Source organism: Escherichia sp. MR (assembly GCF_005280595.1).
GTDB classification, from domain to species: Bacteria; Pseudomonadota; Gammaproteobacteria; order Enterobacterales; family Enterobacteriaceae; genus Escherichia; species Escherichia ruysiae.
This window is the reverse complement of record NZ_SZVK01000029.1, coordinates 38515-51612: the sequence shown is the minus strand read 5'-3', so window position 1 is coordinate 51612 and position 13098 is coordinate 38515. Positions and strand designations below refer to the sequence as shown.

Here is a 13098-nt window from a genome sequence, read left to right as displayed (position 1 = left end):
ATCGGTGGAGCTGCATGACAAAGTCATCGGGCATTATCTGAACATAAAACACTATCAATAAGTTAGAGTCATTACCGCCCGCGAACTGCATCGTAAAAACGTCAAACTGGCGATTGATGATTTCGGCACCGGCAACAGTTCGTTTTCCTGGCTGGAAACGTTACGCCCTGACGTCCTGAAAATTGATAAGTCATTCACCGCTGCAATTGGTTCAGACGCGGTTAACTCGACGATAACCGATATCATCATTGCGTTGGGGCAAAGACTGAATATTGAACTGGTGGCGGAGGGCGTAGAAACGCAAGAACAGGCAAAATATTTACGCCGTCATGGGGTGCATATTTTACAAGGATATTTGTACGCGCAACCAATGCCGCTGCGTGATTTCCCAAAATGGCTGGCGGGCAGCCAACCGCCGCCCGCCCGGCATAATGGGCATATCACGCCCGTTATGCCATTTCGTTAATGATTATTCGTCTTCGTCGTGAGCCAGTTGCTCTTTAACAATACGAACCAGGTCAACACGATAATCGTTAGCTTCAACAATGGTAATATGCAACGGCCCTACGTTAATCACATCGCCCGCACGCGGGATGTGACCATTTGCAGAAATCACCAGACCTGCGACCGTCGCGATATCATCGTCATCAGCAAGGTGCTCAACATCAAGCGCCTGCTGTAAAGCGTGGAGGTCTGTACCACCTTTTACCAGCCAGCCGTCGCCGTCGGTAATGATTTCCGGCGTTTCATCAGCATCCGGGAACTCACCTGCAATGGCTTCCAGCACATCCAGAGGCGTAACCAGACCTTGCACCACACCAAACTCGTTGGTCACGATCACAAAACTACCGCGAGCGCGACGCAGCACGCCCAGCAGATTGATCGGATCGAGGGTTTCCGGAACGATAATCGCCGGAGACGCCGAAGCAATCGCCGCTACATCAACGCCCTCTTCCAGTGCCACCAGCAGTTCTTTCGCACGCACGATACCGATGATTTCATCCAGCTCTCCGCGACATACCGGGAACAGGCTATGTGGCGAAGAAAGCAACTGCTCACGGATTTCATCGACACTAAGGTTAGCGTCAACCCAGCTGATTTCGCCGCGCGGCGTCATAATCCCGCGCAGAGAGCGCGACGCCAGAGTCAGTACACCGTTAATCATGTATCGCTCTTCTTCGGCAAACGCACCTTCCGGCACCGGGATCGGCATCGGGTTATCCGCATCATGCTGCACATTCGCCTGACGTTTACCGCCCATCAAACGCAGGATGGCATCAGCAGTACGTGCACGCAGCGGTAAAGTCGACTGGTGACGAATAAAGTTACGGCGCGCAATTTGGTTAAATACTTCGATAATGATCGAGAAGCCAATCGCGGCATACAGGTAACCTTTCGGAATGTGGAAACCAAAGCCTTCTGCTACCAGACTCAGACCAATCATTAACAGGAAGCTCAGACAGAGCACCACTACCGTTGGATGCTGGTTAACGAATCGCGTCAGCGGTTTCGATGCCAGCAACATGACTGCCATCGCAATCACCACCGCTGCCATCATCACCGGCAGATGGTTGACCATCCCTACTGCAGTAATCACCGCATCCAGCGAGAAAACGGCATCAAGGATGACAATCTGTGTTACGACCACCCAGAAACTGGCATAGCCTTTGCCATGACCAGAATCATGATCGCGGTTTTCCAGCCGTTCATGTAGCTCCGTTGTCGCTTTAAACAGCAAGAATATCCCCCCAAGCAACATAATCAGATCGCGGCCGGAGAAGGAAAAATCCATCACGGTAAATAGCGGTTTGGTCAGGGTGACCATCCATGAAATCAGCGATAACAGTCCCAGACGCATGATCAGCGCCAGCGACAGCCCCAACAAACGTGCTTTATCACGTTGTTTTGGCGGCAGTTTATCGGCAAGAATGGCGATAAAAACCAGGTTATCGATACCCAGCACGATTTCAAGAACGACAAGCGTGAGTAGCCCCGCCCAAATCGAGGGGTCCATTAAGAATTCCATGACAAGCTCCTGCTTAAGGAATAGCTATTCGGCGCCAGAAATAATGCAGGCGTAACGACAAAATGCAAACAAAAGGTGCGGCAAAAAATGCCAGAAAGGCAGGCGCTGAAAGGCCTGATGCTGAAATGACGTCGGTGACGATCCATACTGCGGGCTGCTGCCCCATACTCCTTGATTGTTAAACGGGAGTTAAACATATCAGAGAGAACTCTGATTTGGCAAAGATTTACCTTCCTTTGCAAACGAATGTAACGAGGGTATTTTACCTTTCGGAATTTTGCTAATCCAAAGTTAAATTACGGATCCTCATCACATAAAATATTTTTTTCGCTATCTAAAATAAATCGCGAAACGCAGGGGGTTTTTGGTTGTAACCCTTATCTGAATCGATTCGATTGTGGACGACGATTCAAAAAATACATCTGGCACGTTGAGGTGTTAACAATAATAAAGGAGGTAGCAAGTGACCATTGCTATTGTTATAGGCACACATGGTTGGGCTGCAGAGCAGTTGCTTAAAACGGCAGAGATGCTGTTAGGCGAGCAGGAAAACGTCGGCTGGATCGATTTCGTTCCAGGTGAAAATGCCGAAACGCTGATTGAAAAGTACAACGCTCAGTTGGCAAAACTCGACACCACTAAAGGCGTGCTGTTTCTCGTTGATACATGGGGCGGCAGCCCGTTCAATGCTGCCAGCCGTATTGTCGTCGACAAAGAGCATTATGAAGTGATCGCAGGCGTTAACATTCCAATGCTGGTGGAAACGTTAATGGCTCGTGATGATGACCCTGGTTTTGATGAACTGGTGGCGCTGGCAGTAGAAACAGGCCGTGAAGGCGTGAAAGCACTGAAAGCCAAACCGGTTGAAAAAGCAGCGCCAGCACCCGCCGCCGCCGCACCAAAAGCGGCTCCAACTCCGGCAAAACCAATGGGACCAAATGACTACATGGTTATTGGCCTTGCGCGTATCGACGATCGTCTGATTCACGGTCAGGTCGCTACCCGCTGGACCAAAGAAACCAATGTCTCCCGTATTATCGTTGTTAGTGATGAAGTGGCTGCGGATACCGTTCGTAAGACACTGCTCACCCAGGTTGCACCTCCGGGCGTAACAGCACACGTGGTTGATGTTGCCAAGATGATCCGTGTCTACAACAACCCGAAATATGCTGGCGAACGTGTAATGCTGTTATTCACCAACCCGACAGATGTTGAGCGCCTCGTTGAAGGCGGCGTGAAAATTACCTCTGTTAACGTTGGCGGTATGGCATTCCGTCAGGGTAAAACCCAGGTGAATAACGCGGTTTCGGTTGATGAAAAAGATATCGAAGCGTTCAAAAAACTGAATGCGCGTGGTATCGAACTGGAAGTCCGTAAGGTTTCCACCGATCCGAAACTGAAAATGATGGATCTGATCAGCAAAATCGATAAGTAACGTATTGTGTTGATTATCACTCAGTTTTCACACTTAAGTCTTACGTAAACAGGAGAAGTACAATGGAGATTACCACTCTTCAAATTGTGCTGGTATTTATCGTAGCCTGTATCGCAGGTATGGGATCAATCCTCGATGAATTTCAGTTTCACCGTCCGCTAATCGCCTGTACCCTGGTGGGTATCGTTCTTGGCGATATGAAAACCGGTATTATTATCGGTGGGACTCTGGAAATGATCGCACTTGGCTGGATGAACATCGGTGCCGCAGTTGCGCCTGATGCCGCTCTGGCTTCCATCATTTCTACCATTCTGGTTATCGCTGGTCATCAGAGCATCGGTGCCGGTATCGCGCTGGCAATCCCGCTGGCCGCTGCGGGTCAGGTGCTGACCATCATCGTTCGTACCATCACCGTTGCTTTCCAGCACGCTGCGGATAAGGCGGCTGATAATGGCAACCTGACGGCAATTTCCTGGATCCACGTTTCTTCTCTGTTCCTGCAAGCGATGCGTGTGGCTATCCCGGCCGTGATTGTTGCGCTGTCTGTAGGCACCAGTGAAGTTCAGAACATGCTGAACGCCATTCCGGAAGTGGTGACTAATGGTCTGAATATCGCCGGTGGCATGATCGTGGTGGTTGGTTATGCGATGGTTATCAACATGATGCGTGCTGGATACCTGATGCCGTTCTTCTACCTCGGCTTCGTAACCGCAGCATTCACCAACTTTAACCTGGTTGCTCTGGGTGTTATTGGTACTGTTATGGCAGTGCTCTACATCCAACTTAGCCCGAAATATAACCGCGTAGCCGGTGCGCCTGTTCAGGCTGCTGGTAACAACGATCTCGATAACGAACTGGACTAACAGGTGAGCGAAATGGTTGATACAACTCAAACTACCACCGAGAAAAAACTCACTCCGAGTGATATTCGTGGCGTCTTCCTGCGTTCTAACCTCTTTCAGGGTTCATGGAACTTCGAACGTATGCAGGCACTGGGTTTCTGCTTCTCTATGGTTCCGGCGATTCGTCGCCTCTATCCTGAGAACAACGATGCCCGTAAACAGGCGATTAAACGTCACCTCGAATTCTTTAACACCCAACCGTTTGTGGCGGCGCCAATCCTCGGCGTAACCCTGGCGCTGGAAGAACAGCGCGCTAACGGCGCAGAGATCGACGACGGTGCTATCAACGGTATCAAAGTAGGTCTGATGGGGCCGCTGGCAGGCGTGGGCGACCCGATCTTCTGGGGTACGGTACGTCCGGTATTCGCGGCGCTGGGTGCCGGGATCGCAATGAGCGGCAGCCTGTTAGGTCCGCTGCTGTTCTTTATTCTGTTTAACCTGGTACGCCTGGCAACCCGTTACTACGGCGTAGCGTATGGTTACTCCAAAGGTATCGATATCGTTAAAGATATGGGTGGCGGCTTCCTGCAAAAACTGACGGAAGGGGCGTCTATTCTCGGCCTGTTTGTCATGGGGGCATTGGTTAACAAGTGGACACATGTCAACATCCCGCTGGTAGTCTCTCGCATCACCGACCAGACGGGTAAAGAGCACGTTACCACTGTCCAGACCATTCTTGACCAGTTAATGCCAGGCCTGGTGCCGCTGTTGCTGACTTTCGCCTGTATGTGGCTGCTGCGCAAAAAAGTTAACCCTCTGTGGATCATCGTTGGCTTCTTCGTCATCGGTATCGCTGGTTACGCTTGCGGCCTGCTGGGACTGTAATACTGTTGTACACTACCGGGGCCTATTGGCCCCGTTTTTTTATCTGGAGGATTAATGACAATCACGGATCTGGTACTGATTCTGTTCATCGCCGCACTCCTGGCCTTTGCGATATACGATCAGTTCATCATGCCCCGACGCAACGGCCCCACCCTGCTGGCAATTCCTTTGCTCCGGCGCGGTCGCATCGATAGCGTTATCTTCGTCGGGCTGATTGTCATTCTTATTTATAACAATGTGACCAACCATGGCGCACAAATAACCACCTGGTTATTAAGTGCACTGGCGCTAATGGGCTTTTATATTTTCTGGATCCGGGTTCCGAAAATCATTTTTAAACAGCAAGGTTTTTTCTTCGCCAATGTCTGGATTGAATATCGCCGAATTAAAGCGATGAACTTATCGGAAGATGGCGTACTGGTGATGCAATTAGAACAGCGCCGTTTATTAATCCGCGTTCGAAATATCGACGATCTGGAAAAAATTTATAAACTTCTCGTGTCAAATCAATAAGTTATAGATTTAGCCGAAGCTATGTTTAGTGTATTTTTAATAACCAGACATAGCTTAGGCTATATTATTCCTTCTCTTATTTGTTATTTATTTTAACGTTTTATTGATATATAAATCTAAATGAAAATCGTTATCAATAATACAATACAATAATATATCCCAACAGTTGTTTTATATTCTCAAAATATGTTAAGGTTGCGCCCTCATTTGGGGAGTAGCCGATTTCCAGATTCCGGAAATGTACGTGTCAACATACTCGTTGCAAAACGTGGCACGTACGGACTGAACACCTTCAGTCAGGCGAGACCATATGCACATCAATCGCTATGCCTGCATGGGCGCTTCTTGTCGTTCATGTGTGCATGTTTGCTGGGGGCGGTGATGTGTTTTATGGATACCCCGGTCAGGACGTTGTCATGAATATCACTGCTACTGTTCTTCTTGCTTTTGGTATGTCGATGGATGCCTTTGCTGCATCAATCGGTAAAGGTGCCACCCTCCATAAACCGAAATTTTCTGAAGCCCTGCGCACTGGCCTTATTTTTGGTGCCGTTGAAACGCTGACGCCGCTGATTGGCTGGGGTATGGGCATGTTAGCCAGCCGCTTTGTTCTCGAGTGGAACCACTGGATTGCGTTTGTACTGCTGATATTTCTCGGCGGGCGAATGATTATTGAGGGTTTTCGTGGTGGAGACGATGAGGATGAAGAACCGCGTCGTCGTCACGGTTTCTGGTTGCTGGTAACTACCGCAATTGCCACCAGTCTGGATGCCATGGCGGTTGGTGTTGGTCTGGCCTTCCTGCAAGTTAATATTATTGCTACTGCACTGGCGATTGGCTGCGCCACCTTGATCATGTCAACATTAGGTATGATGGTGGGTCGCTTTATCGGTTCAATTATTGGCAAAAAAGCGGAAATTCTTGGCGGGCTGGTGCTTATTGGCATTGGCGTCCAGATCCTCTGGACGCACTACCACGGCTAATTTGTTCGTTGCCAGACGTGAATATTAAAGTCCGTCTGGCAATCAAATTCTTCTTTTGCCGCCAGCGTTTGCCAGACTTCTGGCTTGGCGCGCCAGGCAAACGGTGTCATCTGTAACAACGCAACGGCCTCATCTCCGCGCAGGCGCATCGGATAACACAATTCATCGCTCTGCTGTAATGTAAAACCTTCCAGTTGTTCCGTATGGAGCGCATGTAAATGTACTTCGTCGTAAATCAACCCCTTCAGCTCCATTAAATGTCGTGGTCCCGGGGTAGCGGTAATGACCCATCCTCCCGGTTTGACCACGCGCGCTAATTCTTCTGCTTTGCACGGCGCGTAGATACGGACAACGGCATCCATACTGGTATCAGAAAACGGCAGACGGTGGCTGGACGCGACACAAAAGGTAACCTGATGATAGCGTTTTGCAGCAGCCTTAATCGCGACCTTAGAGACATCCAGACCAAAAGTAGTCACACCTGGCAATGCATCGGCAAAAGCATGAGTGTAGTACCCTTCCCCACAGCCAATATCCAGTATTGCCGTTGCGTGCTCATCAAGACAATCACACAATTGAGCGACTATCGCATCACGAAGCGGCTGATAATGCCCGGCATCTAAAAATGTGCGCCGCGCTTGCATCATTTCCGCACTATCACCCGGATCGCGGGATCGTTTATGCTGAACGGGCAGCAAATTAACATATCCCTCTTTCGCCATATCAAATTGATGCCGTTTGGGACAGATATAGCTGTTTTTTTCAAGCGATAGCGGCTGATGACAAAGTGGACAGGAAAACGACATGACAACTCCGGCAGGATACTAAAGGCCGCAAGTGTAACGCGAATTGCGCGACGGGCAAATATCCGCAGGCAAGAGCGCGAATAAAACAAAGTAAAAAGCCTCGCATTTGGACGAGGCTTGATAGCGAGATTGAAGCGCGTTTACACTTCAGATCAGTGGTTTCGATCAGATTGCTGTTACGTTAACAGCTGCCGGACCTTTCTGGCCGTCCTGAATTTCGAACTCAACGTTCTGGCCTTCGGCCAGAGTTTTGAAGCCATTACCCTGGATAGCGGAAAAGTGTACGAATACATCTTTGCTGCCATCAGCCGGAGTAATGAAGCCAAAACCTTTAGACTCGTTGAACCACTTAACCTGACCTTTAATCTTTGCCATTTGAAAAATTCCTTAGATTGTTTTCTTCGCCCGCAGGCATTACAGAGATAAAACTGACACATTACTGCATGAGGCACTAATATAAGGCTCGGCAGAGAAGCGGTATTCAACGACAACGTGTTTACTCAGGACTTCTTTACTGAAAATGCCACACATAAACAGAACTGTACCTCGTTTAACCCGAAACTGTTATCACATACAACGTTAATTATGGCAAGCCATTTTTAAACATGTCTCGATCAGCCGCACAAATCTCGATACGCCTTCCACTTTTTTGCACATTTATGCAACGGAATACATGTCGATATATCGATGCACTTAACCATACCATTACAAACAGATACTTGATCTGATGTAGTTTCTAACATAGTTCAATAAGTTCAGTTCTTCCAGAGCAGCACTACAACTTATTACGCAATGCGAGCGATATCACTTTTTATGATATATAACGAATAAAATATTATATAAATTCACTCCATAAAACAGTCAGTTAACAACAAACTAGAGTACAATAAAGAAACTATACTTAAGGCATATTATTATTTTAAAATAAGAAAAATTGATGAAATACTAAAAAGTGAGAAGAGAAACGTTTCGCTAATAAACAATACCGTGATTGATCACAATTCCGATGTAAACATCCCAATAACTTAGCGGGGTAAATATCTTTTTCCGATATCGATGTTATGAAATAAATAACACGATAAATAATTGAAGTCAGACCAGAGTATTAATTTAAATCAATTGCACCACTATAGTGCATATATGAATGATAAGATGAGTAACCCGTTAACACCAGGGTTACTCAAATTTGAGGACGGATTACCGTTCAGCTACCAGGCGGATGATATCGTCATCTTCAGCCGCTTTTTGGTTCTCTGCAGCACTGGTATCTGTTTTTTCAGGTTCGCTTGCTTCGCACAAACGACGTAACAGCGCATTTTGCCGTTTTTGCTGATCCAGCAATGCCTCAAGAAGTTCAATCTGTTCGTTAGTCCGTGAACTGGCACGGTTGATGAAAAACCACAAGATGAGCCCAATAGCGAGAACTACCACCGATACAACCAAAGACGCAATGTTCATCACGCCTGAATTTACAACTTCGTTCATTTCACCACCTCTAAGTAGAGGCGCCATTCTACCACTGCCACACAGGAAGGAAATCTACCGTTGAAAAAATGATATCACCACGGGATAAATTGATTGATGGTACAAATTCCGTTGAAAAATTGTACGTCCTGATCGCACATCATATTGAACACCTGCGCCCATAGCAGCAAGCAAGCCAGCACAGCGACAACCAGAACGCCCCATCGAAACTTTTTCACTCCAGTCTCCGTTTAAACTACCTTATGTCATTAAACTATCATGCGTTAGTTAAACAGCGCCTAACTATGTCGATATTCGTGCTTTTTCGGAACTATACGCTTGCTTCAGCCCATATTACCGCTACGATTAGGCGAACAAAAAAGAGATGAGGTCATAATGCGATTCATTATTCGCACAATTATGTTGATAGCACTGGTATGGACAGGATTATTACTAAGCGGATATGGCGTTCTGATTGGAAACAAGGAAAATGCCGCTGGGTTAGGTTTGCAATGTTCCTATCTGACCGCCAGAGGCACCAGCACGTTACAATACCTACACACTAAAAGTGGGCTTTTCGGAATAACAGATTGCCCGCTGTTACGTAAAAGCAATAACGTTGTAGATAATGGCTAAAGGCATAAATAACTACTTAAACCGAAGATAAAAAGTACATTCATCGCCATAGCGTACTATGTTACGCCATTTGTAACTTTATTTAACCCACGCGAAATACAGAACCTGTCTGAATATTATACAGACAGGTTCTTCCTCTAATCAGAACGGATAGTCGTGATACCCCATTTGAGAGGAAATTTTACGCGCCGCCGTATGCAGCATAGTCACGTACTCCTGCAAACGCTCCTCAGAAAAACGCAGGGTCGGGAAGGAAATACTCAAACCAGCAATAACCACGCCAAAGCGGTCAAATACCGGAACTGCGATACAGCGCAGCCCCTCCTCCTGCTCTTCGTTATCTTCGCCATAACCTTGCTCACGCACCAGATCCAACACCGGTAATAACGCTTCTGTGCTGGTAATGGTACGATCGGTACTGCGTTTATACTCAACGCCCTCAAGGATTTGCTTCACTTCATCACGATCGCGCCAGGCCAGCAATACTTTACCAATCGCAGTACTGTAAAGCGGATTACGACGACCAACCCGAGAATACATGCGCAAATTGTACATAGAGTCAATTTTGTGGATGTAAACAATGCTGTCTTCATCCAGCGCGCCAAGGTGGATGGTCTCTTTGGTCAGGCGGGAAAGCTCACGCATCTGGATATCTGCGCTACGAATAAGATCAACATTTTGTAACGCGCGGGCGCCCAGTTCAAACAATTTCAGGGTCAGCGAATATTTCTCTGACTCCCCTTCCTGCGCCACGTAGCCCAGGGTTTTCATGGTCTGTAAAAAGCGATAAACGGTGCTTTTTGACATCATGACGCGCTGTGACAGCTCGGTTATCCCTATTTCACGCTCTTCGCCCAGCGCCTGCAAAATGCCAAAAACTTTCAGTACAGAAGATACAGAATCAGGCTGTTTATCCAGATCTGCGTTAGCCATTTATCACCTCATTGCGAGTGTTTTATAAAAATCAGAACTGTTTTTTATTATAATTTCGTGCCAGGGTGGTCGCAATCCATCTTTTGCCGGTTAGTTACAATTCTGCGACATTCGCCGTGAATATCAGTGCTAGAATCATACCCCTGTTGATTATTACCAAAAGATATAAAATTCCTATGCCAAAAGTTCAGGCCGATGGTCTGCCGTTGCCTCAGCGATACGGCGCGATTTTAACCATTATTATTGGTATTTCGATGGCGGTCCTCGACGGCGCTATCGCTAACGTCGCCTTGCCAACAATCGCCACAGACCTTCATGCCACGCCAGCCAGCTCCATCTGGGTAGTGAACGCCTATCAAATTGCCATTGTCGTCTCTCTGCTCTCATTCTCGTTTCTGGGAGATATGTTTGGCTATCGACGTATTTATAAATGCGGATTGGTCGTTTTTCTGTTGTCTTCGCTGTTCTGCGCCCTTTCTGATTCGCTGCAAATGCTCACCCTGGCGCGTGTAATACAAGGTTTCGGCGGCGCAGCACTGATGAGCGTCAATACTGCACTTATCCGCCTGATCTACCCGCAGCGTTTTCTGGGTAGGGGGATGGGAATTAACTCGTTTATTGTTGCCGTCTCCTCGGCTGCCGGTCCGACAATTGCAGCGGCAATTCTTTCCTTTGCTTCCTGGAAATGGTTATTTTTAATCAACGTGCCGTTGGGTATTATCGCTCTGCTTCTGGCGATACGTTTTCTGCCACCTAATGGATCGCGTTCCAGTAAACCTCGTTTTGACCTGCCCAGTGCAGTAATGAATGCGTTAACCTTCGGCCTGCTTATTACTGCGTTGAGTGGTTTCGCTCAGGGGCAATCGCTGACGTTGATTGCAGCAGAACTGGCGGTAATGGTTGTCGTGGGTATATTCTTTATTCGCCGCCAGCTTTCTCTTCCCGTACCGCTGCTACCGGTGGATTTACTGCGCATTCCGCTGTTTTCACTTTCTATTTGCACGTCTATTTGCTCTTTCTGCGCACAGATGTTGGCAATGGTTTCTCTGCCCTTTTACCTGCAAACCGTGCTTGGGCGCAGTGAAGTAGAAACGGGTTTACTCCTGACGCCGTGGCCGTTAGCTACCATGGTGATGGCACCGCTGGCAGGCTATCTGATAGAGCGCGTACATGCAGGATTGCTGGGTGCTTTAGGTTTGTTCATTATGGCAGCGGGTCTGTTTTCACTGGTTCTGCTGCCCGCTTCTCCTGCGGATATCAACATTATCTGGCCAATGATCTTATGCGGCGCTGGATTTGGCTTATTTCAGTCCCCCAATAACCACACCATTATTACCTCCGCCCCTCGCGAACGTAGCGGTGGTGCCAGTGGCATGTTAGGTACAGCTCGTCTGCTTGGTCAGAGTAGCGGCGCGGCTCTGGTGGCTCTGATGTTAAATCAGTTTGGCGATAATGGTACGCACGTCTCGCTGATGACTGCGGCTATTCTGGCTGTGATTGCTGCCTGCGTCAGTGGGTTACGGATTACCCAGCCACGATCCCAGGCATAAAAAAAGCGCGTCGACCAGGACGCGCTTTTTAGCATTTACTTCATATTACTTCAGGTATTCACCGGTGCGCAGAGCTTCAATACGTTTATCCAGCGGCGGGTGAGTCATGAACAGCTCACTGAGCGATTTTGACTTACCGTTAATGCAGAAAGCCATCATGCTCGTTGCTTCTTGCGGCTCATAGCTGGTTTTAAGACGCTGCAGCGCGGCAATCATTTTTTCACGGCCAACCAGTTTCGCTGAACCCGCATCGGCGTGGAATTCACGATGACGCGAGAACCACATGGTAATAATGCTCGCCAGAATACCAAATACCAGTTCCAGCACCGTCGCGACTGCAAAGTAGATCAGCGGGTTACCGTTGCTCTCTTCACCTTCGTCACGGTTACCGCCCATGAAGCCAGCGGCCAGTTGCGCGAGAATACGAGAAATAAAGATAACGAAGGTGTTCACCACCCCCTGAATCAGCGTCATCGTAACCATATCACCATTGGCAATGTGGCTAATTTCGTGAGCGATTACTGCCTCGGCTTCATCCGGGCTCATGTTTTGCAACAAACCGGTGCTGACAGCAACCAGAGAGGCATCACGGCGCGCACCGGTTGCAAAGGCGTTGATATCCGGCGCATGGTAGATAGCCACTTGCGGCATAGCAATTCCAGCCTGACGCGCCTGGGTTGCAACAGTATTGATCAGCCAACGTTCCCTTTCGTTACGCGGTTGCTCGATCACTTCCCCGCCAACAGATCGTAATGCCATCCATTTGGACATCAGAAGCGAAACGAAGGAACCACCAAAACCGAACAGCAAGGCCATAATCATCAGCCCCTGAACACTGCTCGACTGTATCCCTGTCAGGCTCAGTACCAGCCCGAAAACGACCATCACGGCCAGGTTCGTTAGCAGGAAGAGCGCGATTCGCATCATAATTTTCTTTTTACCTCAGTTTAACAAAACGCAATATGCGATACCCACATCGTATGGGCTACGTGACTATTTTCAAGTCCGGATAGCGCGTAAGTCAC

17 protein-coding genes and 1 pseudogene are annotated in these 13098 nt (G+C 48.1%); 9 read left to right on the top strand and 9 right to left on the bottom strand.

The features are described from left to right. A partial coding sequence (locus FC814_RS23520) for an IS1 family transposase (protein WP_071528444.1) occupies nucleotides 1-61 on the top strand: 61 nt, incomplete at its 5' end. A 15-nt stretch (nucleotides 62-76) separates the two neighbouring features. Then, nucleotides 77-466, top strand: a pseudogene (locus tag FC814_RS13825) (EAL domain-containing protein); the annotation flags it as partial. 3 nt (nucleotides 467-469) lie between these two features. Here FC814_RS13825 and yoaE read toward each other — a convergent pair. Next, entirely contained in the window at nucleotides 470-2026 is a 1557-nt protein-coding gene (gene yoaE / locus FC814_RS13820) for a CNNM family cation transport protein YoaE (RefSeq protein ID WP_000394999.1), read from the bottom strand. Further along, entirely contained in the window at nucleotides 2014-2172 is a 159-nt protein-coding gene (locus tag FC814_RS23180; protein WP_272941839.1) for a hypothetical protein, read from the bottom strand. Before FC814_RS23180 ends, yoaE begins: the two co-directional genes overlap by 13 nt. A gap of 317 nt (nucleotides 2173-2489) precedes the next feature. Here FC814_RS23180 and manX point away from each other — a divergent pair, with 317 nt between their 5' ends. From manX to mntP, 5 genes are all read left to right on the top strand, one after another. Further along, on the top strand, nucleotides 2490-3461 hold the full coding sequence (gene manX, locus FC814_RS13815) for a PTS mannose transporter subunit IIAB (RefSeq protein WP_000150530.1): 972 nt from the start codon (nucleotides 2490-2492) through the stop codon (nucleotides 3459-3461). 62 nt (nucleotides 3462-3523) lie between these two features. Next, entirely contained in the window at nucleotides 3524-4324 is an 801-nt protein-coding gene (gene manY, locus FC814_RS13810) for a PTS mannose transporter subunit IIC (RefSeq protein WP_000406930.1), read from the top strand. Between the two features lie 12 nt (nucleotides 4325-4336). After that, a complete protein-coding gene (gene manZ, locus FC814_RS13805) occupies nucleotides 4337-5188 on the top strand; it encodes a PTS mannose transporter subunit IID (RefSeq protein WP_024165130.1) in 852 nt (283 codons plus the stop codon). A 54-nt stretch (nucleotides 5189-5242) separates the two neighbouring features. After that, nucleotides 5243-5701 carry a DUF986 family protein gene (locus FC814_RS13800; protein ID WP_137326058.1) on the top strand — a complete coding sequence of 153 codons (459 nt, stop codon included), beginning with the start codon at nucleotides 5243-5245 and terminating at the stop codon, nucleotides 5699-5701. Between the two features lie 416 nt (nucleotides 5702-6117). Next, nucleotides 6118-6684 (top strand): manganese efflux pump MntP, encoded by a 567-nt coding sequence (gene mntP / locus FC814_RS13795; protein ID WP_024165129.1) that lies wholly within the window; start codon nucleotides 6118-6120, stop codon nucleotides 6682-6684. On the opposite strand, the gene rlmA is transcribed toward mntP, so the two are convergent. The 5 genes from rlmA to mgrB form a co-directional block, all read right to left on the bottom strand. Beyond that, nucleotides 6681-7490 (bottom strand): 23S rRNA (guanine(745)-N(1))-methyltransferase, encoded by an 810-nt coding sequence (gene rlmA, locus FC814_RS13790; protein ID WP_000010098.1) that lies wholly within the window; start codon nucleotides 7488-7490, stop codon nucleotides 6681-6683. The two genes, mntP and rlmA, sit on opposite strands and share 4 nt — an antisense overlap. A 165-nt stretch (nucleotides 7491-7655) precedes the next feature. After that, nucleotides 7656-7865 (bottom strand): transcription antiterminator/RNA stability regulator CspE, encoded by a 210-nt coding sequence (gene cspE, locus FC814_RS13785; protein WP_001062678.1) that lies wholly within the window; start codon nucleotides 7863-7865, stop codon nucleotides 7656-7658. 39 nt (nucleotides 7866-7904) lie between these two features. Beyond that, on the bottom strand, nucleotides 7905-8021 hold the full coding sequence (locus tag FC814_RS13780) for a DUF2627 domain-containing protein (protein WP_032141266.1): 117 nt from the start codon (nucleotides 8019-8021) through the stop codon (nucleotides 7905-7907). Between the two features lie 666 nt (nucleotides 8022-8687). Further along, complete coding sequence (locus FC814_RS13775) at nucleotides 8688-8975, bottom strand: YebO family protein (RefSeq protein ID WP_001006853.1); 288 nt, start codon at nucleotides 8973-8975, stop codon at nucleotides 8688-8690. 74 nt (nucleotides 8976-9049) lie between these two features. Next, nucleotides 9050-9193: a PhoP/PhoQ regulator MgrB gene (mgrB, locus tag FC814_RS13770; RefSeq protein WP_000714530.1), complete on the bottom strand. Its 144-nt coding sequence runs from the start codon at nucleotides 9191-9193 to the stop codon at nucleotides 9050-9052. Nucleotides 9194-9350: 157 nt separating this feature from the next. Here mgrB and FC814_RS13765 point away from each other — a divergent pair, with 157 nt between their 5' ends. Next, a complete protein-coding gene (locus tag FC814_RS13765; protein ID WP_137326057.1) occupies nucleotides 9351-9590 on the top strand; it encodes a YobH family protein in 240 nt (79 codons plus the stop codon). Nucleotides 9591-9731: 141 nt separating this feature from the next. On the opposite strand, the gene kdgR is transcribed toward FC814_RS13765, so the two are convergent. After that, nucleotides 9732-10523 (bottom strand): DNA-binding transcriptional regulator KdgR, encoded by a 792-nt coding sequence (gene kdgR / locus FC814_RS13760; protein ID WP_001262205.1) that lies wholly within the window; start codon nucleotides 10521-10523, stop codon nucleotides 9732-9734. Between the two features lie 176 nt (nucleotides 10524-10699). On the opposite strand from kdgR, the gene FC814_RS13755 reads away from it, so the two are divergent. After that, on the top strand, nucleotides 10700-12073 hold the full coding sequence (locus FC814_RS13755) for an MFS transporter (RefSeq protein ID WP_024212376.1): 1374 nt from the start codon (nucleotides 10700-10702) through the stop codon (nucleotides 12071-12073). 45 nt (nucleotides 12074-12118) lie between these two features. Here FC814_RS13755 and htpX read toward each other — a convergent pair whose 3' ends face one another. After that, on the bottom strand, nucleotides 12119-13000 hold the full coding sequence (htpX, locus tag FC814_RS13750) for a protease HtpX (protein WP_000984500.1): 882 nt from the start codon (nucleotides 12998-13000) through the stop codon (nucleotides 12119-12121). Nucleotides 13001-13098 lie beyond the last annotated feature (98 nt).

Coding starts and splice junctions, on each gene's coding strand:
- yoaE (WP_000394999.1), bottom strand. CDS start 2,026: ATGGAATTCTTAATGGACCCCTCGATTTGGGCGGGGCTACTCACGCTT.
- FC814_RS23180 (WP_272941839.1), bottom strand. CDS start 2,172: ATGGATCGTCACCGACGTCATTTCAGCATCAGGCCTTTCAGCGCCTGC.
- manY (WP_000406930.1), top strand. CDS start 3,524: ATGGAGATTACCACTCTTCAAATTGTGCTGGTATTTATCGTAGCCTGT.
- manZ (WP_024165130.1), top strand. CDS start 4,337: ATGGTTGATACAACTCAAACTACCACCGAGAAAAAACTCACTCCGAGT.
- FC814_RS13800 (WP_137326058.1), top strand. CDS start 5,243: ATGACAATCACGGATCTGGTACTGATTCTGTTCATCGCCGCACTCCTG.
- mntP (WP_024165129.1), top strand. CDS start 6,118: ATGAATATCACTGCTACTGTTCTTCTTGCTTTTGGTATGTCGATGGAT.
- rlmA (WP_000010098.1), bottom strand. CDS start 7,490: ATGTCGTTTTCCTGTCCACTTTGTCATCAGCCGCTATCGCTTGAAAAA.
- cspE (WP_001062678.1), bottom strand. CDS start 7,865: ATGGCAAAGATTAAAGGTCAGGTTAAGTGGTTCAACGAGTCTAAAGGT.
- FC814_RS13780 (WP_032141266.1), bottom strand. CDS start 8,021: ATGTGTGGCATTTTCAGTAAAGAAGTCCTGAGTAAACACGTTGTCGTT.
- FC814_RS13775 (WP_001006853.1), bottom strand. CDS start 8,975: ATGAACGAAGTTGTAAATTCAGGCGTGATGAACATTGCGTCTTTGGTT.
- FC814_RS13765 (WP_137326057.1), top strand. CDS start 9,351: ATGCGATTCATTATTCGCACAATTATGTTGATAGCACTGGTATGGACA.
- kdgR (WP_001262205.1), bottom strand. CDS start 10,523: ATGGCTAACGCAGATCTGGATAAACAGCCTGATTCTGTATCTTCTGTA.
- FC814_RS13755 (WP_024212376.1), top strand. CDS start 10,700: ATGCCAAAAGTTCAGGCCGATGGTCTGCCGTTGCCTCAGCGATACGGC.
- htpX (WP_000984500.1), bottom strand. CDS start 13,000: ATGATGCGAATCGCGCTCTTCCTGCTAACGAACCTGGCCGTGATGGTC.